Source organism: Aureimonas sp. OT7 (assembly GCF_014844055.1).
GTDB lineage: Bacteria > Pseudomonadota > Alphaproteobacteria > Rhizobiales > Rhizobiaceae > Aureimonas > Aureimonas altamirensis_A.
Window position 1 is genome coordinate 444,257 of sequence record NZ_CP062167.1, and the last position, 21,328, is coordinate 465,584.

At 62.7% G+C, this 21,328-nt stretch carries 17 protein-coding genes; 11 read left to right on the forward strand and 6 right to left on the reverse strand.

Going from position 1 to position 21,328, the window contains the following annotated elements:
- Positions 1-20: 20 nt before the first annotated feature.
- The gene (locus IGS74_RS02130) at positions 21-3,161 is read right to left on the reverse strand and encodes an efflux RND transporter permease subunit (RefSeq protein ID WP_192388993.1); all 3,141 of its coding nucleotides are present in this window, start codon (positions 3,159-3,161) and stop codon (positions 21-23) included.
- 15 nt (positions 3,162-3,176) lie between these two features.
- Positions 3,177-4,448, reverse strand: coding sequence for an efflux RND transporter periplasmic adaptor subunit (locus tag IGS74_RS02135; protein WP_192388995.1), 1,272 nt, complete (start codon positions 4,446-4,448; stop codon positions 3,177-3,179).
- Between the two features lie 277 nt (positions 4,449-4,725).
- Here IGS74_RS02135 and IGS74_RS02140 point away from each other — a divergent pair, with 277 nt between their 5' ends.
- Positions 4,726-5,925: an acetyl-CoA C-acyltransferase gene (locus tag IGS74_RS02140; protein WP_192388997.1), complete on the forward strand. Its 1,200-nt coding sequence runs from the start codon at positions 4,726-4,728 to the stop codon at positions 5,923-5,925.
- A 64-nt stretch (positions 5,926-5,989) separates the two neighbouring features.
- Positions 5,990-6,184, forward strand: a complete 195-nt coding sequence (locus tag IGS74_RS02145; RefSeq protein WP_192388998.1) for a hypothetical protein — start codon at positions 5,990-5,992, stop codon at positions 6,182-6,184.
- Here the strand turns inward: IGS74_RS02145 and IGS74_RS02150 are convergent, their stop codons facing one another.
- From IGS74_RS02150 to rfbA, 4 genes are all read right to left on the reverse strand, one after another.
- Entirely contained in the window at positions 6,185-6,904 is a 720-nt protein-coding gene (locus IGS74_RS02150; protein ID WP_192389000.1) for a haloacid dehalogenase type II, read from the reverse strand.
- A gap of 72 nt (positions 6,905-6,976) precedes the next feature.
- Positions 6,977-7,726, reverse strand: a complete 750-nt coding sequence (locus IGS74_RS02155) for an AraC family transcriptional regulator (protein ID WP_192389002.1) — start codon at positions 7,724-7,726, stop codon at positions 6,977-6,979.
- A 72-nt stretch (positions 7,727-7,798) separates the two neighbouring features.
- The gene (locus IGS74_RS02160; RefSeq protein ID WP_192389004.1) at positions 7,799-9,997 is read right to left on the reverse strand and encodes an esterase-like activity of phytase family protein; all 2,199 of its coding nucleotides are present in this window, start codon (positions 9,995-9,997) and stop codon (positions 7,799-7,801) included.
- 117 nt (positions 9,998-10,114) lie between these two features.
- A complete protein-coding gene (gene rfbA / locus IGS74_RS02165) occupies positions 10,115-10,999 on the reverse strand; it encodes a glucose-1-phosphate thymidylyltransferase RfbA (protein WP_192389006.1) in 885 nt (294 codons plus the stop codon).
- Between the two features lie 196 nt (positions 11,000-11,195).
- Here rfbA and rfbC point away from each other — a divergent pair, with 196 nt between their 5' ends.
- The 9 genes from rfbC (at position 11,196) to IGS74_RS02210 (ending at position 21,327) form a co-directional block, all read left to right on the forward strand.
- On the forward strand, positions 11,196-11,762 hold the full coding sequence (gene rfbC, locus IGS74_RS02170) for a dTDP-4-dehydrorhamnose 3,5-epimerase (RefSeq protein ID WP_192391303.1): 567 nt from the start codon (positions 11,196-11,198) through the stop codon (positions 11,760-11,762).
- A gap of 3 nt (positions 11,763-11,765) precedes the next feature.
- Positions 11,766-12,830, forward strand: coding sequence for a dTDP-glucose 4,6-dehydratase (gene rfbB, locus IGS74_RS02175; RefSeq protein WP_192389008.1), 1,065 nt, complete (start codon positions 11,766-11,768; stop codon positions 12,828-12,830).
- A 2-nt stretch (positions 12,831-12,832) separates the two neighbouring features.
- Positions 12,833-13,711, forward strand: a complete 879-nt coding sequence (gene rfbD, locus IGS74_RS02180) for a dTDP-4-dehydrorhamnose reductase (protein ID WP_192391304.1) — start codon at positions 12,833-12,835, stop codon at positions 13,709-13,711.
- Positions 13,708-14,865, forward strand: a complete 1,158-nt coding sequence (locus tag IGS74_RS02185; protein WP_246722829.1) for a glycosyltransferase family 4 protein — start codon at positions 13,708-13,710, stop codon at positions 14,863-14,865. The genes rfbD and IGS74_RS02185 overlap by 4 nt, the downstream gene beginning before the upstream one ends.
- Positions 14,865-15,755, forward strand: coding sequence for a rhamnosyltransferase (locus IGS74_RS02190; RefSeq protein ID WP_192389012.1), 891 nt, complete (start codon positions 14,865-14,867; stop codon positions 15,753-15,755). Before IGS74_RS02185 ends, IGS74_RS02190 begins: the two co-directional genes overlap by 1 nt.
- Positions 15,752-16,681 carry a rhamnan synthesis F family protein gene (locus tag IGS74_RS02195; RefSeq protein ID WP_192389014.1) on the forward strand — a complete coding sequence of 310 codons (930 nt, stop codon included), beginning with the start codon at positions 15,752-15,754 and terminating at the stop codon, positions 16,679-16,681. Before IGS74_RS02190 ends, IGS74_RS02195 begins: the two co-directional genes overlap by 4 nt.
- Before the next feature lie 104 nt (positions 16,682-16,785).
- Positions 16,786-17,628, forward strand: coding sequence for an ABC transporter permease (locus IGS74_RS02200; protein WP_192389016.1), 843 nt, complete (start codon positions 16,786-16,788; stop codon positions 17,626-17,628).
- A gap of 68 nt (positions 17,629-17,696) precedes the next feature.
- Positions 17,697-18,392, forward strand: coding sequence for an ABC transporter ATP-binding protein (locus tag IGS74_RS02205; RefSeq protein ID WP_246722831.1), 696 nt, complete (start codon positions 17,697-17,699; stop codon positions 18,390-18,392).
- A gap of 97 nt (positions 18,393-18,489) precedes the next feature.
- The gene (locus IGS74_RS02210) at positions 18,490-21,327 is read left to right on the forward strand and encodes a glycosyltransferase (RefSeq protein WP_192389020.1); all 2,838 of its coding nucleotides are present in this window, start codon (positions 18,490-18,492) and stop codon (positions 21,325-21,327) included.
- Position 21,328: the final 1 nt, after the last annotated feature.

Sequence of the window (21,328 nt, forward strand, 5' to 3'; positions counted from 1 at the left end):
TATTGGTGCAGGCGCGTCCGTCAGGCGCCTTGCACGGGTGCCGGGGCCTCGTCCTTCTTCGGCTTGTCCCGCGAGAAGGTCCGCATCACGAAGACGAAGAAGATCGGCACGAAGAACACGGCCAGCACGGTGGCCGAAATCATGCCCCCGATGACGGCCGTGCCGATGGCGTTCTGGCTGGCCGCGCTGGCGCCGGTGGCGATCGCCATGGGTATGACGCCCATGGTGAAGGCCAGCGAGGTCATCAGGATCGGCCTGAACCGCAGATGCGCCGCCTCGACGGTCGCTTCGATCAGTCCCTTGCCTTCGGCACGCAGATCCTTGGCGAACTCCACGATCAGGATGGCGTTCTTGGCCGAAAGTCCGATGATGGTGATGATGCCGACGGTGAAGTACACGTCGTTCTCCAGGCCCCGCAGCAGCACGGCGGCGACGCAGCCGATGATGCCGAGCGGCACGACGAGCATGACCGCAAAGGGAATGGACCAGCTTTCATAGAGCGCCGCGAGGCACAGGAATACGAACAGCATGGCCATGCCGATCAGGATCGGCGCCTGCGAGCCGGATGCGATCTCCTGCAGTGACTGGCCCGTCCATTCGAAGGCGAAACCCTGCGGCAGGTCTCCCGCCAGCCGCTCCATCTCGGCGATCGCTTCGCCGCTGGAGAAGCCGGGAGCCGCGGAACCGGTGATACGGGCCGAAGGATAGCCGTTGTAACCGATCAACTGCGACGTGCCGACCGTCCAGTCCACCGTCGCCACCGCCGACAGCGGCACCATGCCGCCCTGGGCGTTGCGCACGTTGAGCTGGAGCACCTGCTCGGCATCCATGCGCGCCCTCTCGTCCGCCTGCACGATGACACGCTGCATGCGGCCATTGTTGGGGAAGTCGTTGACGTAGTTGGACCCGAGGCTTGTGGAGATGGTGTTGTTGATGTCGGCAAAGGTGATACCGAACGTGTTGGCCTTTTCCCGGTCGATATTGATGATCAGCTGCGGCCCGTCCGGCAGGCCGTCGAAGCGGACATCCGTCAGGACGGGGCTCTGCGAGGCCGCGCCCAGCAACTGGTCACGGGCAGCGGCAAGCGCTTCCGGGCTCTGGCCGCCCCTGTCCTGAAGGCGGAACTCGAAACCGCCCGCATTGCCGAGACCCTGGATGGGCGGCGGCGACAGGGCGAAGGCGATGGCATCGCGGAACTGAAGGAGACGCATGGTGAAGGCGCCTCCGAGCTCGCCCGCGCTCTGCCCTTCGCCGGTCCGCTCCGACCAGTCCTTGAGCGTGATGAAGGCGAGGCCCGCATTCTGCCCGGTGCCCGAGAAGGAGAAGCCCTGGATGGTGATCATCTTGTCGACGGCCGGGTCGGCAAGGATGAACTCCTCGCTTTGCCGCGTCACTTCGCGCATGCGGTTGGCCGTCGCGCCGGCGGGGCCCTGGAAGCTGGCGATCAGGTAGCCCTGGTCTTCCTGCGGCAGGAAGGCGCTCGGAATCTGGACGTAGAAATATCCGAGACCGGCCAGCAGGGCGATATAGATGAGCATGAGGCGCCCGGCCTTTCGCACCGAGCGGCCCACGATGTTGCTGTAGCCGCGCGAGGTCTTGTCGAAGCCGCGGTTGAACCAGCCGAACACGCCGCCCTTGGCATGGTTATGGCCAGCCTTCACCGGCTTCAGGAAGGTGGCGCAAAGCGCCGGCGTCAGCGACAGGGCCATCAACGCCGAGAACAGGATCGAGGTCACCATCGTCAGCGAGAACTGACGGTAGATGACGCCGACGGAACCCGGGAAGAAGGCCAGTGGGATGAACACCGAAGCGAGCACCAGCGTGATGCCGATAATCGCGCCGGTGATCTGCGACATCGCCTTGCGGGTAGCCTCCAGCGGCGGCAACCCTTCTTCCGCCATGATGCGTTCCACGTTCTCGACCACCACGATGGCGTCGTCGACGAGAATGCCGATGGCGAGCACCATGGCGAACATGGTGAGGACGTTGATGGAGAAGCCTGCCGCAAGCATGACGGCGAGGGTGCCTGACAAGGCAACCGGCACGACGAGCGTTGGAATGATCGTGTAGCGGAAGTTCTGCAGGAAGATGAACATCACCACGAAGACGAGCACGATGGCTTCGATCAACGTGTGCACGACCTTCTCGATCGATGCCTCGACGAAGGGGGCGGTATTGTAGGGGATGTCGTAGGTGACCCCCTGCGGGAACAGGGGCTGCAGCCGCGCCATCACCGCTTCCACGCCCTCGGCCGCGGCCAGCGCGTTGCCGGTGGGCGATAGCTGGACGCCGATCGCGGCGCTGGGCTGGCCGTTCAGGAAGGTGGTGAAGGCGTAGGATTCGGCGTCGATCTCCACATCCGCGACGTCGCGGAGGCGGACCAGCGATCCGTCTTCGTTGGATCGCAGAACGATGGCTCCGAATTCCTCCGGGGTCGACAACTGGCCCCGCACCAGGATGGTCGCGGTGGTCTGCTGGCTGACCGGGTTCGGCTGCGCGCCGATCGAGCCGGCTGCAACCTGCGCGTTCTGGGACTGAATAGCGGTGGTAACGTCGCCAACCGAGAGATTGAGCCCGATGAGCTTGTCGGGATCGAGCCAGATGCGCATGGCCCGCTCGGAAGCGAACAGCTGGGCGCGGCCGATGCCCGGCACACGCCGGATCTCGTTGATGACGTTGCGGCTGAGATAGTCGCCCAGCCCGACGGCGTCGAGGTTCGAATTTTCATCTGCGATCAGCGAGACGACCATCAGGAAGCTTGAGCCCGCCTCCTCGACCTGGAGGCCCTGCTGCATCACGACGGACGGCAGCGACGCTTCCACGCGCTTGATCCGGTTCTGCGTATCGACCACTGCCTGGGCAATATTGGTGCCGGATTCGAACGTGACGGTGATCTCGACCCGGCCGCTCGCATCGCTCGTCGATTCGAAATAGATCAAGCCGGGAACGCCGTTCAGCTCTTCCTCGATCGGCTTCGTGACCTGCAGATAAAGGTCTTCCGGCGACGCGCCGGGATAATTCGTCGAGATGGTCAGCTGCGGCGGTGCGACGTTCGGGTACTGGGAGATCGGCAGGCTCGGGATCGAGATCACGCCGGCCAGTACGATGAAGATCGCGACCACCCAGGCAAAGATGGGTCGGTCGATGAAAAAACGAGGCATCTGGCTGTCGGTCCCTTATTCGGCCGTCTGGGCGGCCGGAGCCGCATCGCCTTGCGGCGCGGCCTCGGTCGGGGTTTGTGTCTGGGCAGCGCCCTCATTCGCCGCGGCCGGATCGGCCCCGGCCGGCTGGGCCTGGGACGGATCGGTCCATTCGACAGGCTCGACGGTTGCGCCCGGACCGGTCTTCTGGAACCCGTCCACGACGACGCGCTCGCCCGCATCCAGACCCTGGGAAACGACCGCACGGTTGCCGATGGCGCGGCCGATGACGACGTTGCGGAGCATGATCTTGTTGTCCGGGTCGAGCACGAAGAGCTGCGCCCGGCCCGCCGTATCGCGCTGCACGGCCTGGCTGGGCACGGCGATGGCGGCCTGGTCGATACCCTGCTCCACCGCGACGCGCACATACATGCCCGGCAGGAGATTGCCGTCGGCGTTGGGGAACTCGCTGCGCAGCGTCACCTGGCCGCTGGCCGGATCGACCGTGGCTTCCGAGAACAGGAGTCGTCCCGGCTCGCCATAGCTGGAGCCGTCGTCCAGCATCAGGCTGACCTTGGCGACGTCCGGCTCGATCTGCTCCAGCTCGCCGCGGGCCAGCGCGTTGCGCAGGCGGATGAGCTCCGTTACCGGCTGCTGGACGTCGGCGTAGACCGGGTCGAGCTGCTGGATGGTGGCCAGCGCTTCAGTATTGTTCTGGCTGACGAGGGCACCCTCCGTGACCAGCGCACGGCCGATCCGGCCGGCGATCGGCGCCCGGACCGTAGTGTAGTCGAGGTTGATCTCCGCGCCGCGCAACGAGGCCCGCGCCGATGCGAGGTCGGCCTCCGCCTGCTTCTGCGTCGCGATTGCGGTGTCGAGGCTCGACTGGCTGGTCGTACGCGTCGAGACAAGCTGGCGTGCGCGTTCGGCGTCCTGGTTGGCCTGCATGAGCACGGCCTCGGCGCGCATGACGGCGGCACGGGCGGCCTCCACCTCGACCTCGTAGGTCGCGCGGTCGATCTCGAACAGCGGCTGGCCCTCTTGCACGTCGGAGCCCTGTTCGAAGACGCGGCGCACGATGATGCCGCCCACGCGCGGACGCACCTCGGCGATACGGGTCGGGGCGATGCGCCCCGGCAGATCGGAGACGACGGGCAAGGCCTCGCGCTGGGTGGTCACGATGCCGACCTGGGCTGGCGGCATCTGCGGAGCGCCGCCGCCGCCGGCCTGCTGCTCGTCCCGGCAGGCGGCCAGAAACAGTGTCGATGCCACGAGGGGCAGCAGGACGAGTGTCTTCAATCTACGCATCGGGATGCCTTTGCTGTTGCGGCGTCGGGCCGCACGGGCGACAGCGCGGACTCCGGGCATGGGTCGACGCGTCTGATTTGCAGTGCGACATAGATACATCGGTGCATGTATGTTCGCAACCCGGGCGTATCGTGAAAATCGCCCGTGCGCGCATTTTGCAATGCAGCATCGCTCCGTCGCAATGGTGCGAGGCTGGTGTTCCCCGACCGCAAGATGCTGCATAAGACGTCCAGTCGCAAGCGCGGTGAACAGCGCGCGTCCTCGGGAGGTCACCAGAATGTCCGCATCGGATCAGTCCGTCGTCATCGTCTCTGCCGTCCGTACGCCGCTGGGGCGGCTGTCGGGTTCCCTCGCGCCGTTCGAGGCGCCGCAGCTCGGCGCCCATGTGATCGCGGCGGCTCTCGAGCGGGCGGGGATCGAGGATGGCGCATCCGTGGACGAGGTGCTCATGGGTTGCGTCCTTCCGGCCGGCCAGGGCCAGGCGCCTGCGCGGCAGGCGGTGCGCGGTGCTGGCCTGCCCGACAGCGTCGCCGCCACGACGATCAACAAGGTCTGCGGTTCGGGCATGAAGGCGACCATGCTGGCGCACGACCTGATCCGCGCCGGATCGGCGTCGGTGGTGGTCAGCGGCGGCATGGAGTCGATGTCGAATGCCCCCTATCTGTTGAAGCGCGCCCGCAGTGGCTACCGCGTCGGCCACGACACGGTGTTCGATCACATGATGCTGGACGGTCTTGAGGACGCCTATGAGAAAGGGCGTCCGATGGGCGATTTCGGCGAGGCGGTCGCCGCCGCCTATCAGTTCTCGCGGGCCGACCAGGACGCCTTCGCCATGGAAACCCTGACGCGTGCCCGGTCGGCGGTGGCCGACAGCGCCTTCGCGGCCGAGATCGTGCCGATGGCCCTATCGGGAAAGGGCGGCGAAACCGTCGTGGACACGGACGAGCATCCGATGAAGGTGCAGCCCGAGCGCATACCTGGTCTGAAGCCGGCGTTCAGGCCCGATGGCACCATCACGGCGGCAAGCGCCTCGGTCAACGCGGATGGCGCGGCCGCGCTGCTTCTGACCACGTCCGCGCACGCACGCGCACACGGCCTGCCCGTGCTGGCCACGATACTGGGCCATGCCACCCATGCCCAGGAGCCGGCATGGTACGCCACGGCGCCCATCCCGGCGATCGCCAGGCTGCTCGACCGGCTGGGCTGGAGCGTCGGCGATGTTGACCTGTTCGAGATCAACGAGGCCTTCGCGCTGGTGGCCATGGCGGCCGCGCGCGAACTGTCGATTCCGCGCGAGCGGCTGAACGTCAATGGCGGCGCCTGCGCACTCGGCCATCCCATCGGGGCGACGGGCGCGCGCCTGATCGTGACTCTCGTCCACGCCCTTCGGGCCCGGGGTCTTCGGCGCGGCATCGCCGCCCTTTGCATCGGCGGGGGCGAGGCGACGGCCATCGCGGTGGAGTGCCCGCCGGCCTGAGGCGCATTGCCCTTGGCCGGCGCCGACCCACATCCATACGGACTCTCAGAATGGAGACCCGATAATGAGTGAAACGGACGAGCGTGCGGCCCTGGATAGCGAGATCCAGATGGTGGAAGCCAATATGCGCGACCTGACGGAGGCCGCGGCAGCGGCCTCCGGGGCAGCCAACGAGGAAAACATCGCCCGTCGGCTGGAAGAGCAGCAGGAGACGCTGGACGAACTGCACCGGCGTCGCAAGGCGCTTGGTGGAGAATAGCTAGCGCGTTTCGGCGCGATGGGCCGCGGCCAGGTCTGCCATGCTGTCGAAGCGAAAATCGACGTGCGGCATGACGCCGGGGTCCATCGTCGCGCCGAAGCCCGATTGCGCGTGCCGACGATAGATCCAGCAGCTTTTCAGGCCTGCGGCGTTGGCGGGCCCATGGTCGTGGAAGAGGCTTTCCGCCGTATGCAGGATACGGCCTTTTTCCACCCCCAGCGCTCCGAGATTGTCCAGCATATACTCGAAGTTCCGGGCGGCCGGCTTGTAGGAGCCGATGTCCTCGGCCGTATAGACGGCGTCGAATGCGACCCCCAGTTTGCGCTGGCTGTGCGCGAAGGAACGATTGTCGACATTGGACAGGATCACCAGGCGATAATGCGACTTGAGGTAAGCCAGCGCCTCCGCTGAATCCGGGAAGGCCGGCCAGTCCTTGACGCTGTCGCCATAGGCCTCGCAGTCCGCCCACGAAACCTCGATCCCCCATTCTTCCGCGAGGCGCTTGTAGACGATGGCCAGGAGGTCGCGGTAGGGGCGGGCCGGGGTCCATGCCTGCTGGGCGGACTCGTGCCGGGCATGCGCCTGCAGGATCTGATCGCGGGTCAGGCTGTTCTTCAGGCGCCCGGTCAGGCTGCGCAAGCCCTCCATCATGCCGCTCTCCCAATCGATGAGCGTTCCGTAGCAATCGAAGGTCAGCGTGTCGAAGTCGGTCAGTTTCATGGCGCGTCCGCCCCGTCTTGATTGGATCGTAGCCTTGGGTAACCGGTTTTGCCTGCCCCGGATTGACGATTTCTACGACGAAGCGGCGTTTTCTCGCATGGCGCGGCGATAGGCGGCCGGCGTCGTATCCAGGGTGCGGCGCATGGCGCGCGACAAGGCGCTCTGGTCGCCGTAGCCGGCGGCAAGGGCGACGTCCGCCAGCGGCAATGTTCCGGTGGCCAGCAGATCGCCGGCCCGCCGCAGGCGCGCCGCGTCCAGGAAGGCGTGCGGCGTGGTGCCCATCGCCGTCCGGAACCGGTCGTGCAGGCGGCTGACGCTCATTCCGGCGGCCTGCGCCATCGAACGGGTCGTCCAGCGGTCCTGCGGGCGTGTATCCACGGCCGCCAGCATGGCATCGAAGGCATCACGGGACGTCGGCCCGGTATCCGCAAGACTGTCGACCAGAAGCGCCAGCCACGGCTGCGCCCCAAGCGCCGCCGTATCGTGCGTGCCTGCCGTCGCCAGCGCCATGTATTCGACCAGGCGGGCCGACATGCGCGATATGGCTGGAAAGGGACGAAGGCGAAGCCGGTCTATCTGGCAGGCCGGCAGCAGCGTCATGTCGACATCGACGATCAGGGACCGGTTTGCGCCGGTCGCCTCCTGGCAATGGGATACGCCTTCTTCCACGAAGGCGGCGCGCATGGGAGACACACGATTTGTGCGTCCGCCGATCTCCATTTCGAAGCTGCCGCGCAACGGCAGCACGAACTGCGCGAAGGTGTGCCGCTCCGGCGGGTGGCACAGTCCGTAGCTTCGGATGTGGAAGGCTGGCTGCAGCATATCCCGGCGAAGTCCGACAGATTGAAGCGTTGTGTTGCCTCTATACTGCGGGACCCCGCCAGGGCATAGGCCTTATCGGTTGGAGAGCCCGGCCGACTGCTCGTCCATGCGGCCGATCCCGAAGAAGAGCGTCTCGCCGGACGAGTCGTCGACACCGTCATTATCGGTGACCACAAAGCCGTAGCCTTCGGCGTCGATGGCGAAGCCTTCGACCTTGTCCACCACGTATCCGTTGGTCTGCGACTTGAGGTCCGGAATGAAGTCGCGGACAAGCTCCTTGCGAACGACCGGAAGGTCGCCGCCCAGCGCGGCCGGCTGCATATCGGCAAGGCTGACGCGCGTCAGGCTTTTCAACGCGGCCTTGTCGCCGATCAGATTGTCGCGCTCGATCAGATAGGCATACCCGTCATGGATCGTCAGCTCCGACAGGCCGACCCAGGCGCCCTCTTGCGCCGGCGCCTCCAGCGGGTAGCGCACGGCGCCCCACTGCTGCGTCTCAAGGTCATAGGCGAGCAGCTTCGTCGTGCCGGCGGGATCGTCGCCCCATGGGCGCTGGATGGCAACCCAGAGCCTGTCGCCGTCGAGCGCGATACCCTCGGCGCCGAACCGCGTCTGGCCGGCCAGGAGGATCTCCGGAAACGCAACCGTTTCGACGATGGCGCCGGATGCGTCGACATGCACCAGCCTGTGTGGAACCTCCTTCGCGGCATCGCCTTCGCTGGCGAGCCAGAAGCGGCCCTTGCCGTCGATGGCAAGTCCCTCGATATCCAGCCTGCCCGCGGGCTCGCCGTTCTCCGTCACGGTGATGGCATCGACGATCCGTGCGGGCGATGCCGTGGCGTCGATGGTGAAGATGGTCGGCGCGCCCTTGTAGACGCTGTCGCTGGCGGCATAGAGCCTGCCGGCCCGCGTGGCATCCGAGGCGAGCGCCCCCAAGGCGCCCCAGCCGATGGGTCTGCCGTCCCGATCGTCGGAAACGAGCTGCGGATAGGCCGGCTTGCCCTCGCCACGCTCGAACAGCATGACATGGCTGCGCGCGGCGCCGTCTTCCACCAGGTCGGCCTCGTTGGCCGTCGCCAGAAGATTGCGTCCGGGGATGGCGACAGCGCCCTCCGGCGATATGCCTGAGGGCAGCAACTGGACGAATTCGGGCTCACCGCCCGTATCGCGGTAGACGCCGACGACGGAGCCGCGCTCCGACAGGACGAAGATCAGGTCGTCGTCGCCGAAGCGCGCGACCTCGAGCCCCTCCGGCTCCACCCCCTTTGCGTCGGACCGCTTGTCCGGATAATGGCCGGCCCGCGCGGCATGCATCTCGAACGACGGCCCGGATTCGTAGGAAACGGTGCCATCGCGGTTGAAGATGGTGAACCCGCGCGTACCGCCCTTCCAGTCGCCTTCATTGGCGATCACCAGACGCTCTCTGCCCAGCCATTTGACGGCATCGGGCTCGCGCGGGCGGGCGTCGAGCGTGTTCGAGTAGGAAAGGACGCCGTCGTCCTCGGTGTCGATCCCCTCCAGCGCAACGGTCCCGGCGCTGAAATGGCCTGTGACGGCACCGGACGCACCGTCGATGATCACGATGTGGTTGTTCTCCTGCAGGGTGACGGCCAGCTCGTTGGCATCGTTGAAGGCGACGAATTCGGGTTCCGGGTCCTCCGGGGCGATTTCGGCAAGCTCCGTCACGTCGACCTTCCTGAGGCTTTGGCAGTCCGGAAGTCCGTTCGACAGCGCAAGCAGCACCACATAGCCGGCCGGCATCTGGGGCAGGGCGCCGTCGTTCAGATCTTCGTCGCGCTCGTTCTCGATCGCGACTGCCGCCAGCGTTCCGTCCGGCGACACGGCGACGGAATCCGGCTGGCCGCCGAGGTCGCAGGTGGCCACGACCTGATGGCCGGACAGTGAAACGACGGCCAGTTCACCCGTCGGGTCCGTCTTCGAATCCGATGTACGAAGGCCCACCAGTACATTGGCCCCGGCCGTGGCGACGGATGTCGGCTCACCCTCGAAGGTCACGTATCCGGCCGCCTTCGGGGCCCTGGCATCCGTGATGTCGATGAAGCCTATGCCGCCATGCGGGCTGTCGGAATAGACGAGCATCGACCCGTCACTGGAAGCGGCGATGATCTCGGCAGAGGTCTCGCTGTCGCGGTCGACACCCTCGGGCAGGTTCAGCGCGACCGGAAAGGACGCGATGCGGTTGAACACGGGCTCGGCCGTCGCGGACAAGGCCGATGACGTCAGAAGCAATGCGGCGAGGGGCAGGGTCATGGGGTGGCGCACGGGGGCGAACCTCTTGCTGTGGCGATGCCGCTTCCAAGCAAAAGGGCGCTACACCCGCATGACAACTCGATGACGAAACAATGACAGGTTGTGCCTGCCGACCGGTCAGAACGGGGTCGCGAGACCGTCGTCGGCTATGCGCAGGAGATACTGGCCATAGGTGCTCTTGCCGAGTTCGCGGCCGAGCGACCGCAACTGGTCGGCATCGATGAACCCGTTGACGAAGGCGATCTCTTCCGGGCAGCAGACCTTGAACCCCTGCCGCTGTTCCAGCGTCTGTACGAACTCCGCGGCCTGCAGCAGCGAATCCGGCGTACCGGTGTCGAGCCAGGCGAAGCCACGTCCCATCGGTTCGACGGCGAGTTTGCCTTCCTCGAGATAGATCTTGTTGAGGTCGGTGATCTCGAGTTCGCCGCGCGGGGAGGGCTTGAGGCTGCGCGCGATCTCAGATGCGCGGCCATCGTAGAAATAAAGGCCGGTGATGGCCCAGTTGGATTTCGGCTTTTCCGGCTTTTCCTCGATGGAAACGGCGCGGCCGTCCGGGCCGAACTCGACCACACCATACCGTTCGGGATCGCTGACGTGGTAGGCGAAGACCGTGGCGCCGTTGGCGCGGCCGGAGGCGTTGCGCAGCAGTTCGGGCAGGCCATGGCCGTAGAAGAGGTTGTCGCCCAGGATCAGCGACGATGGCTCGCCGCCGATGAACTCCTCGCCGATCAGGTAGGCCTGCGCCAGGCCGTCCGGGCTGGGCTGCTCTGCGTAGGAAAGTTTGATCCCGAGCCGTTCTCCGCTGCCAAGCAGGGCCTGGAAGCGCGGCAAATCGTGCGGCGTGGATATGATGAGGATCTCGCGGATCCCGGCGGACATCAGGACAGACAGCGGATAATAGATCATCGGCTTGTCGTAGACGGGCAGAAGCTGCTTCGATGCCACGAGCGTCATCGGATGCAGACGCGTTCCGCTTCCGCCGGCGAGGATGATCCCCTTCATAGGCCTGTCCCACTCCATGCAAACAATCGCCGCCTTCTACCGGAAGACTGCCGGCTGCGAAAGATTTTCCTGCATAGCGCGGCGATACGCCTACCAAAGGGCGATTTTCCTTTCTGCCGGATTTGGTCTAGAGCGATCTGAAACGAATATGCATCGTGGGCCACCCTGCCGAGGTGGCGACTTTCATGGAGAGATGATGCTCGATATACAAAGGCTTGCCTTGCAGGACGTGCTTGAGATCAAGCCCCGCAAGTTCGGCGACGACCGTGGCTTCTTTGCCGAAACATATAATCGGCAGCGCTTTCACGATGCGGGCGTCGGGACCGATTGGATTCAGGACAACCAGTCATTCTCGGCCGAACCGTTCACCCTGCGCGGCCTTCATTATCAGGAGCCACCCTTTGCGCAGGACAAGCTGGTCCGCGTCCTCAGGGGCCGCATCCTGGACGTCGCTGTGGATATAAGAAGGGGTTCGCCTACTTTCGGCAATTGGGTCTCGCTGGAATTGTCGGCGGACGCCTTCAACCAGATACTGGTGCCTGCGGGGTTCGCGCATGGCTTCCTAACGCTGGAGCCGGATACGGAGGTCTTCTACAAGGTTTCCGCGCCCTACAGCGCCGCGCATGACCGCTCCATCCGCTTTGACGATCCCGATATCGGCATTGATTGGCCGCTGGCTGGACAGCGGCCCATTCTTTCGGCGAAAGATGAAGCGGCGCCGCTCCTCTCGCATGTCGAAACGCCCTTCGTTTATGGAGCTTGATCGATGAAAATCCTCGTGACCGGCGGCGCCGGTTTCATAGGCTCGGCGGTGTGTCGTCATCTCATCCACGATACGGAGCATGAGGTCGTCAATCTCGACAAGCTGACCTATGCAGCGACGCTCGGGTCGGTGGCGGAGCTGGAGGGCAACACCCGCTACCGCTTCGTGCAGGGCGATATCTGCGACCGGGCCTTCGTGGAAGGGGTCCTTGGGGAAACGCAGCCGGATGCGATCATGCATCTTGCCGCCGAAAGCCATGTCGACCGCTCGATCGATGGGCCTGGGGATTTTATCGAAACGAATATCGTCGGCACCTATCAGCTGCTGGAAGCGGCGCGCGGATACTGGTCTGGGCTTGATGATGCCCGCAAGGAGCGCTTCCGCTTCCACCATATCTCGACCGACGAGGTGTATGGCCAGCTTCCGCTGGGCGGCGGGTTGTTCACCGAAGATACGCCTTATGCGCCGTCTTCGCCTTATTCGGCCTCCAAGGCGTCGTCTGACCATCTGGTGATGGCCTGGCATCACACCTACCATATGCCGGTGGTGCTTTCGAACTGCTCGAACAATTACGGACCGTATCACTTCCCTGAAAAGCTCATTCCCCTGGTCATCCTGAATGGTTTGGAAGGGAAGGAGCTGCCGGTCTACGGCAAAGGCGAGAACGTCCGTGACTGGCTGTTCGTGGAAGATCATGCCCGCGCGCTGGTGCTGGTCGCCACCAACGGAGAGCCGGGCCGATCCTATAACATCGGCGGGCGCAATGAGCGGTCCAACTTGACCGTCGTCGAGACGATCTGCGATACGCTAGACAGGCTCCGGCCGCTTGCCGACGGGGGCAAGCGCCGCGACCTGATCCGCTTCGTCACGGACCGGCCCGGCCACGATCTGCGCTATGCGATCGATGCGACACGTATCGAAACGGAACTGGGTTGGAAGGCGCAGGAGAACTTCGAGAGCGGCCTCGAAAAGACCGTGCGCTGGTACCTCGACAACGAGGCCTGGTGGCGACCCATCCGCGAGAAGCGCTATAGCGGCGAACGGCTGGGCCAGAAGGTTTCCGCATGAGGCTGAAGCTGCTTGTTACCGGGCGGGATGGGCAGGTGGCGCAGGCGCTTTTGGCGCAGGCTTCCGACGATCTGCAAGTCGTCGCCATCGGCCGGCCGGTGCTGGACCTGACGGATCGTGCTTCCATTGAACGAGTCATTGCGGCAGAGCGGCCGGACATCGTCGTGAATGCCGCTGCCTATACTGCGGTCGACAAGGCCGAGAGCGAGGAAGAGACGGCCTTCGCTGTCAATGCCGAGGGCGCCGGCAATGTTGCCGCGGCTGCCGCCGCCGCGGGGCTTCCCATCATTCACATCTCCACCGACTACGTGTTTCCCGGCGACAAGGCGTCGCCCTATGTCGAAACCGATCCTACAGGGCCGCAGGGCGCTTATGGCCGCAGCAAGCTGGCAGGAGAAGCGGCCGTCGCCGCCGCCAACCCATGTCACGTCATACTGCGTACGGCCTGGGTTTACAGCGCGTACGGCAACAACTTCCTCAAGACGATGCTGCGCGTTGCGGAGACGCGCGATACTTTGCGTGTCGTCGCCGACCAGCATGGCACGCCCACCTATGCGCCGGATATTGCCGAGGGCATCGTGGCCGTTGCACGCCGGCTCGCCTCTGATGGGAACACGCCGGTGGGCGTGTTCCACATGGTGTCGTCCGGCGAAACGACCTGGGCTGGCTTTGCTGAAGAGATCTTCCGCCAATCGAAGGCCCTCGGCGGCGTCCATGCCGCCGTCGAGCCCATCGGCACTGAAGATTACCCCACGCCGGCGTGCAGGCCCGCCAACTCGCGGCTAGACACGGCCCGCTTCACCAGCGTGTTCGGTACGAGGCTCCCGGAATGGGAGTCGGGCGTCGCGCAATGCCTGAAGGCCCTGGGTCAGACGGATTGATAAGAGCAGACCCGCATACGCGCTCCAGCGAAAGCCGCAAACTTGCCTTCATCGTCACGGAGGACTGGTTCTTCGCATCGCATTTCCTGCCGATGATCCGCGCGGCCCGCGATGCGGGACTGGAGCCCGTCGTGATCGCGCGGGTTCGCGAGCATGGCGACAGGATCGCCGAGGCCGGTGCGCGGGTCATCGCATTCGAAGCCGACAGGCGAAGCCTCAATCCCTTCGCGATCCTTGGGTCGATCGCACGCATGGCGGCGATCCTGCGTCGAGAAAACATCGACCGGGTGCATCTGATTGCCTTGCGCTCCATCATCGTGGGCAGCGTGGCAGCCTCGCTTGCCGGCATCGGCAAACGTGTTTTCGCGGTCACCGGCGGCGGTGTACTGACCGCACGAACGGATGGGGTGGGTCGCCTTTCGGCCTGGACACTTGCCTTCCTGGTCAAGGATGTGCTTGCGACCGGTTCGACGCAATATCTGTTCGAGAACAGGGACGACCCTGTCCGCTTTGGGCTGCATCCGGACAGTCCTCGCGTTACCATCGTTGGCGGAGCGGGCATCGATCCGGATCGTCTCCGTCCGTCGCCCATGCCCGGAATGCCGCCTCTGAAGGTTGCGATCGTTGCGCGTATGGTCTGGTCGAAGGGCGTGGACCTCGCGGTCGAAGCCGTGCAACGCGCAAGGGCCCGGGGTGCTGACATACAGCTGTCGCTCTATGGCGCACCGGACGAGCATAATCCGAAGGCGATATCGCAGGCCACTCTGCGGTCTTGGTCCCGGATCGATGGCATAGCCTGGATGGGCGTTTCGCGCGATGTCCGGGCAGTGTGGGAAAAGCATCATCTGGCCTGCCTGCCGTCGCGCGGCGGTGAGGGGCTTCCTCGAACCCTTCTGGAAGCCGCGGCCTGTGGGCGTGGCCTGCTGACGACGGATGTACCGGGCTGTCGCAGTTTCGTTCGCAACGATATCGATGGGCTGGTCGTCGCCCCAAACGATGTGTCGGCCCTCGAAGACGCCTTGATGACCGTCTGGGCCGAACCCGACCGTGTGGGACGCTACGGCGCGTCGGCTCGCGGCAGGGTCGAAAACGGCTACACCGTCGACGACGTCGTTGCAGCGACGACAGCGCTGTATGTCAGGTGGGATGCCTGATGCGGGTGGCGGAACCTTCCATCGCTGTCGCAATAACCGTGTACAGGCCGGACCTCGCCATCTTGCATCGTACGCTTGCGGTTCTGAGGGCAAGCGTGCCGGCCGTTTTTCTCTTTATCGACGGCCCCGTCGGCGAAGCGGTCACCACGGATGAGCTTGCATCGTTGCAGGCCATGCCTTGGGTGCGGATCATCCAGTCGGATCGCAATGTCGGCATCGCCGCAGGCCTGAACAGGCTTGCGGCGGCTGCCGGCAAAAACGGTTTCTCGCGGCTTGTTTTCTTCGATCAGGACAGCGATGTCGGCATCGGGCTGGTGGCGGATCTATCGGCGGCCATGTCCCGCATTGCCGTCAAGGGGAGGCGGCCCGCTGCGCTCGGCCCTTTACCGATCTCGGCTCTCGACAGCGCGACGAAGGCGCCGACCTACCGTGAGTTTGGGCCACGAGTCGGTTCGCTCGCCGATGTCGCCTATCTGATCGTTTCCGGTTGCTGCATCGATTTGGACGCCTGGCGTGACGTCGGGCCCTTTCTGGAAGATCTTTGCATGGACGGCGTTGACCTGGAGTGGTCTTTTCGCGCCAGGAAGCGCGGATACAGCCTGTGGTGCGATACGGCATCGCCGATGCCCCATCGCGTCGGCACCGGTACAGTTCGTCTGGGCCCCATCATCTTTCCGCTGCAAGGCGAGAAGCGGATGCTGAACTACGTTCGAAGCCAGGCCTTGATGCTGCGTCTGCCGCACGTGCCGCTGTGGTGGAAGATCCGATCTTCGCTGTATGTCCCGTTGCAACTCCTTGCATTCGCCATTAGGGGGCATGCGCCGCGCGGCATGGTCCGGCGTGCTATCATGTCGGCGCGGGACGGGTTTTCCGCCGGAGGTGGCCAATGACCGCCGTCGTCGTGTTCGTTCATATCCACTACCCAGAGACATGGCTTCCGATCAGGGACCGTCTCAGTGCGTGCATGGACGTGCCCTTCCGGATCGTCCTGACGACGACCGCGGAGCATTCGGCATTCGATCCGCCGGCTTCTGAGCAACTCGTCGACATGAAGGTTCTTATTGTCGAGAACCGCGGCCGGGACGTCTTGCCGTTCCTGAACGCGCTGCGCGCAACGGAGCCGTTCGAAATCGGGCTGAAGCTGCATGGCAAGAAATCGGTGCACCGGCTGGATGGCGAGTCCTGGCGCGATGCACTCTTGCAATCCCTGCTTCCCGAACGGCCAGAGACGAGGGCGCTCGTCGATCATATGCGGCAAGATTCGCGCGTCGCGCTCGCTGCGCCCTCGTTTTCTCTTTGCTCCATCGACCGTCATATCGGCAGGAATATGGGTGCGATGCGCCGCATAGCTCGCCGCCTTGGCATAGATCTGGCCCCCGCCCTTGCCGCCACGCCTTACTTCGCGGCTGGAACCATGTTTTGGTTTCGCCGTGAAGCACTCGAACCCCTCCTGAAAGTCGATTTCAACGAGGACTTCGCCGTGGAGCGTGGGCAGACGGACGGGACCGCTGCACACGCATTTGAACGACTGTTCTCTGTAGTTGCAGAACAGGGCGGCCGCGTCACGGTGACTGCGGGACACTTGAAGAGCATGAACGGTTGCGTCTCTGCTGCCGATATGCGCCATGCGACAAAACAAACGGTCGATGTCGATACGACCCATGTTCGCCGACCCGGCCGGCTCGGTGCTTTTGCCTTACGCTACCTCTGGTTTGTAACACCCATTTACGCGGCGCTTCCAGGATCCGTGCGCCGTCGGATCAAGAGAGTGCTCCGGCCATTGGCCAGTATTGACGACGGCCGCCCGGCAGCTTGATCCATTGGACACGATAACTCCGTTCGGGCTATAGGCGCTGATCCGAACGATGCGGGATCATACCGAAAGTTAAGTGACGCATCACGATGCAGGGTCGAACTCAGATGACACGTGCGACTGCCCAACATGTTCTGATTACGCGTGGAGGACAGTCTCCCGCTCAGCGGCTGGGCGACTTTTTCAGCGACCTGCGCAACGCGATTGCCATGCGCGAGCTATGGCTGTTCCTCGGATGGAGGGATGTTCGGCGGTTGTATCAGCGATCTGTACTTGGGCCGCTCTGGCTGACCCTGTCCATGGGCGTGATGGTCGGCGGGCTGGGACTGCTCTACTCGCAGATATTCGGCATGGATGTTTCGACATACCTGCCCTTCCTCGCCATAGGGCTGATCATGTGGGGCCTTATCGGCAGTTCGATCAACACCGCTTGCACGGTTTTCACGGCCGCTGCCGGTTCGGTTCGTCAGATTCATCTGCCGCTCATGGTCTATGTGCTTCAGTTCACTTGGGCACAGCTCATAACTTTTGCGCACAACATGCTGATTTACCTGATCGTCGTCATCCTATTTGGAATCAACCCGGGGTGGACCGTTCTCCTGTTCATCCCGGCGCTGTTTCTCATAACCTTGAATGTCGCGTTTTGCGCCATGATCCTCGGCCCGTTCTCGGCCCGGTTCCGTGACATGCCGATGATCGTGCAAAGCATCACGCAGGTCACGTTCTTCATGACGCCGATCCTGTGGAGTGCCACGCAATTGCCGGAGCGTGCGGTTTTCGTGCACTTCAACCCGTTCTATCATTTTATTGAGATTGCCCGCGATCCCCTGCTGGGCGGAACGGGGACGGTCGAAAACTGGGTTGTCGCATCGTTGCTCACCCTCACTCTTGGGGTGGTCGCCACTCTTTTCTTCGCGCGGTTCCGCGCTCGTATCGCGTACTGGGCGTAACAATGGCATCGATCAGCTTGCAAGGGGTCTCCGTTGACATCGTCGTTTTCGATGCCAGCAGCCGCTCTTTGAAAAAGAAGGTCCTTTCGGCGGCAACCGGCGGTCAGATCAGGCCGCAGGAAGGAAAGGGCAAACTCTCTATCCGCGCAATCGATGACCTGACGCTGGACCTACCGCATGGAACGCGGCTCGGACTCGTCGGCCATAATGGTGCCGGTAAGTCGACCCTGTTGCGTGTCCTCGCTGGCATCTACGAGCCGACGGCAGGCACATTGCGTGTGGAAGGCGAGACTGCAGCCATGTTCGACATCGGCTTCGGTATGGACCCGGATGCGTCGGGCTGGGACAATATCATCCTGCGCGGCATGTTCGTCGGGTATAGCCGCAAGGAGATCGAGGCACGGCAGACCGAGATCGGTGAGTCCACCGGGCTGGGTGACTTCCTGAACATGCCGCTTCGTACCTACAGCGCCGGCATGTCGACGCGCCTTGCCTTTGCGATCTCCACGTCCATTACGCCGGAGGTGCTTTTGATCGACGAGGGGATCGGTGCCGGCGATGCCGCGTTCCTGGAGCAGGCAGAGCGCCGGCTGAACGAGTTCATCGGCCAGGCTGGGATGCTCATCATGGCTTCCCACTCGGAAGAACTGCTGCGCAAATGGTGCACGACCGGCCTGTGGATGGAGCACGGTAAAATGCGCTCTCACGGGTCACTCGAAGAGACGCTCGAAGTGTACCGGCAATCTCTTCAACCTGCAGCTTAAACTTCCCGCCAGCGTTGATTCCCTGAATGCTGCCACACTCTGGTGTAGACGCCTTCAGTGTATCCAGAACCGTTGACAAGGGGTCGCGATGATAAACTTGAATATCGGCGCAGCGCTGTTGCAGCCCCCGATGCTCGCAGAGTCTGCTTGGTTGGAGCACGCGCCGTTCGCGGCCTGGCTGATCGAGAAATTAAGACCGAAGTGCCTTGTCGAGCTCGGTACCCATCGCGGTTATTCGTACTTCGCATTCTGCAAAGCAGTTTCTCATTTCAAAACCGGGACCGCCTGCCACGCCGTCGACTCCTTCAAGGGAGATGAACATGCCGGTTTCTACGATGATGAGATATTCAAACAGGTCATTGCGCAAAACAAGCCTTACGAAAACTTCTCCACAATACATCGGATGGATTTTAGCGAGGCACTATCACAATTTACTGACGGGTCAGTAGACCTCCTTCATATTGATGGACGGCACTTTTATGATGACGTTAAAGAAGATTACGAAAGTTGGCTTCCGAAGCTGACCAGTCACGGTGTCGTTCTATTTCACGATATTAGCGTTACTGAAAGAAATTTTGGCGTCGGCAAATTCTTTGCAGAGTTAACCGCGTCCAAAAAGCATTTTGCATTCATGCATAATAACGGCTTGGGTATACTTGCTCCAAACGAAACACCATCGGCGCTCGAGGCGCTCTTCGAACTGTCCGGTCGCGACGCTTTGGAGTTCAAAGAGCTTATGGAAGAGTTAGGGCGGCGTTTCACCCTTCAGTTTCAGCACCGACGCGTCCTGGAAGAACTTGCATTAACCCGCGCGCAACTCACTGAAACTCAGGATAAGCTTGTACTATCTGCAGATCAGCTAACACATGAGATGACGGAACGTAAACGGCAATCCGAGCGGATCATATCACTTGAAGGTAAGCTGGGACCGGCCCTGGCGAAGAATAACCGTCTGCATGAGGAAAAACTGGAGCTTGCGAAGAAGCTTTACTCAATCGAGACGAGCACTTTTTGGCGCCTGACATCGGTACCACGCACTATCGTGCATAAGACGCCTACATCTGTAAGACGCGCCCTGCGTTTGATGGCGCGCGTTTCGTACTGGGCTCTGACTCCGCATCACATGGGTGCGCGGTGGAAGTATCTAAAGGAGAACGGTGCAAAGAAGGTGTTGATCCAACAGCTGTCAGGCGACATGCGCGCTGACGACAGGGCTGCTTACGCGCGATGGATACGCCAGCAGGACACCCGTTCAAACATCGACAGAGAAATGATCGACTGCGCGGTCTCAGCCATGCAGCGCAAACCGCTTCTGTCGATTGTCATGCCAGTCTACAACACGCCCGCTGCTATTCTGGAAAAGACAATCCAGTCCGTGCGCGACCAACTCTATCCGCATTGGGAGCTTTGCATCGCGGACGACGCATCGCCTGCACCCCACGTCGCGGAGATTTTGTCGAGGTGGCAGGCGATTGATACTCGCATCAAGGTCATCCGGCGTCAGTCGAACGGGCATATATCAGCCGCATCCAATTCAGCACTCGAGCTTGCCTCGGGCGACTACATGGTCCTTTTGGACCATGACGACCTTTTGGCGGAGCACGCTCTCTACTCAATCGCAACGGCCTTGGGCGAGCGTCCAGACGCCGACATTCTCTATTCGGATGAAGACAAGATCGACGAATCCGGCTCCCGGTTTGATCCCTATTTCAAGCCCGACTTCAGCTACGACTTGATGCTTGGTCAAAATCTAATCAATCATCTAGGGGTATTCCGACTGGCCCTCGTCAACGAAGTCGGAAGATTTCGCGAGGGATTCGAAGGCAGCCAGGATTACGACTTGGCCCTGCGTTGCCTGGAGAGAACCAGTTTCGATCGTGTCGTGCATATTCCTGAAGTTTTATACCATTGGCGCCAGCCAACGGGCCCGGAATCATTCTCGCAAACTGCTCTGCAACGCTGTGTCGATGCGTCTCGGAAGGCGTTAGGGGAACACCTTTCACGTACTACGCAGGCCGATCTAAGACCTGTCGTTGAGGCTAATCCGTCCGTATGGTCATGGAACCGTGTACGGTGGCAACTTCCGGATCCGCGGCCGCAAGTCTCAGTCATTATACCGACAAGAGACCACGCCGCTCTCCTCAAACAATGCGTCGAGGGGCTTCTGCATCGGACCGATTACGATAACCTCGAGATTTTAATCGCAGACAATGGTAGCTGTGAAGACGAGACCAAGGCGCTCTTCGAGAGCTGGTCAACTATTAGCAACATTCGCGTGGTCGATACGGCTGGCCCCTTCAACTATTCCCGCATTAATAACGACGCCGTCACGGCCTCATCGGGTGACGTCATTCTTCTGTTGAATAATGACGTCGATGTCATCGAACCAGATTGGCTTACAGAGATGGTTTCTCTGGCCGTCCGGCCGGACGTGGGGTGTGTCGGCGCCAAGCTCTTGTATGGCGATGGGCGTGTTCAGCATGCAGGCGTTCGCCTTGGCGCAGGCGAGTTCGATGGTGGTATAGGGGTAGCTGGGCACCTTGGGCTCTTCGCCGCTGCAGATGATTTGGGATATTTTGGAAGCTATGTGCTTCCGCACGAGGTTTCAGCCGTAACAGCGGCCTGCCTGGCTGTACGACGGACGATTTACGAAGAGGTCGGCGGATTGAATGAGTCCGACCTAGCCGTAGCGTTCAACGACATCGATTTTTGCCTCCGCGTCAGGGAAGCAGGCTATCGCAATATCTGGACCCCACATGCAACGTTGTTTCATTTGGAATCCGCTTCGCGCGGGAGCGACCTTACACCCGAAAAGGCCGCCCGCTTCTACGGTGAGGCACACTACATGCGCCGGCGCTGGGGGCCTTATCTAGACCGGGATCCTTTTTACAGCATGCATTTCGATCATCGAAAGAACGACTACGTTCTATCCTAGA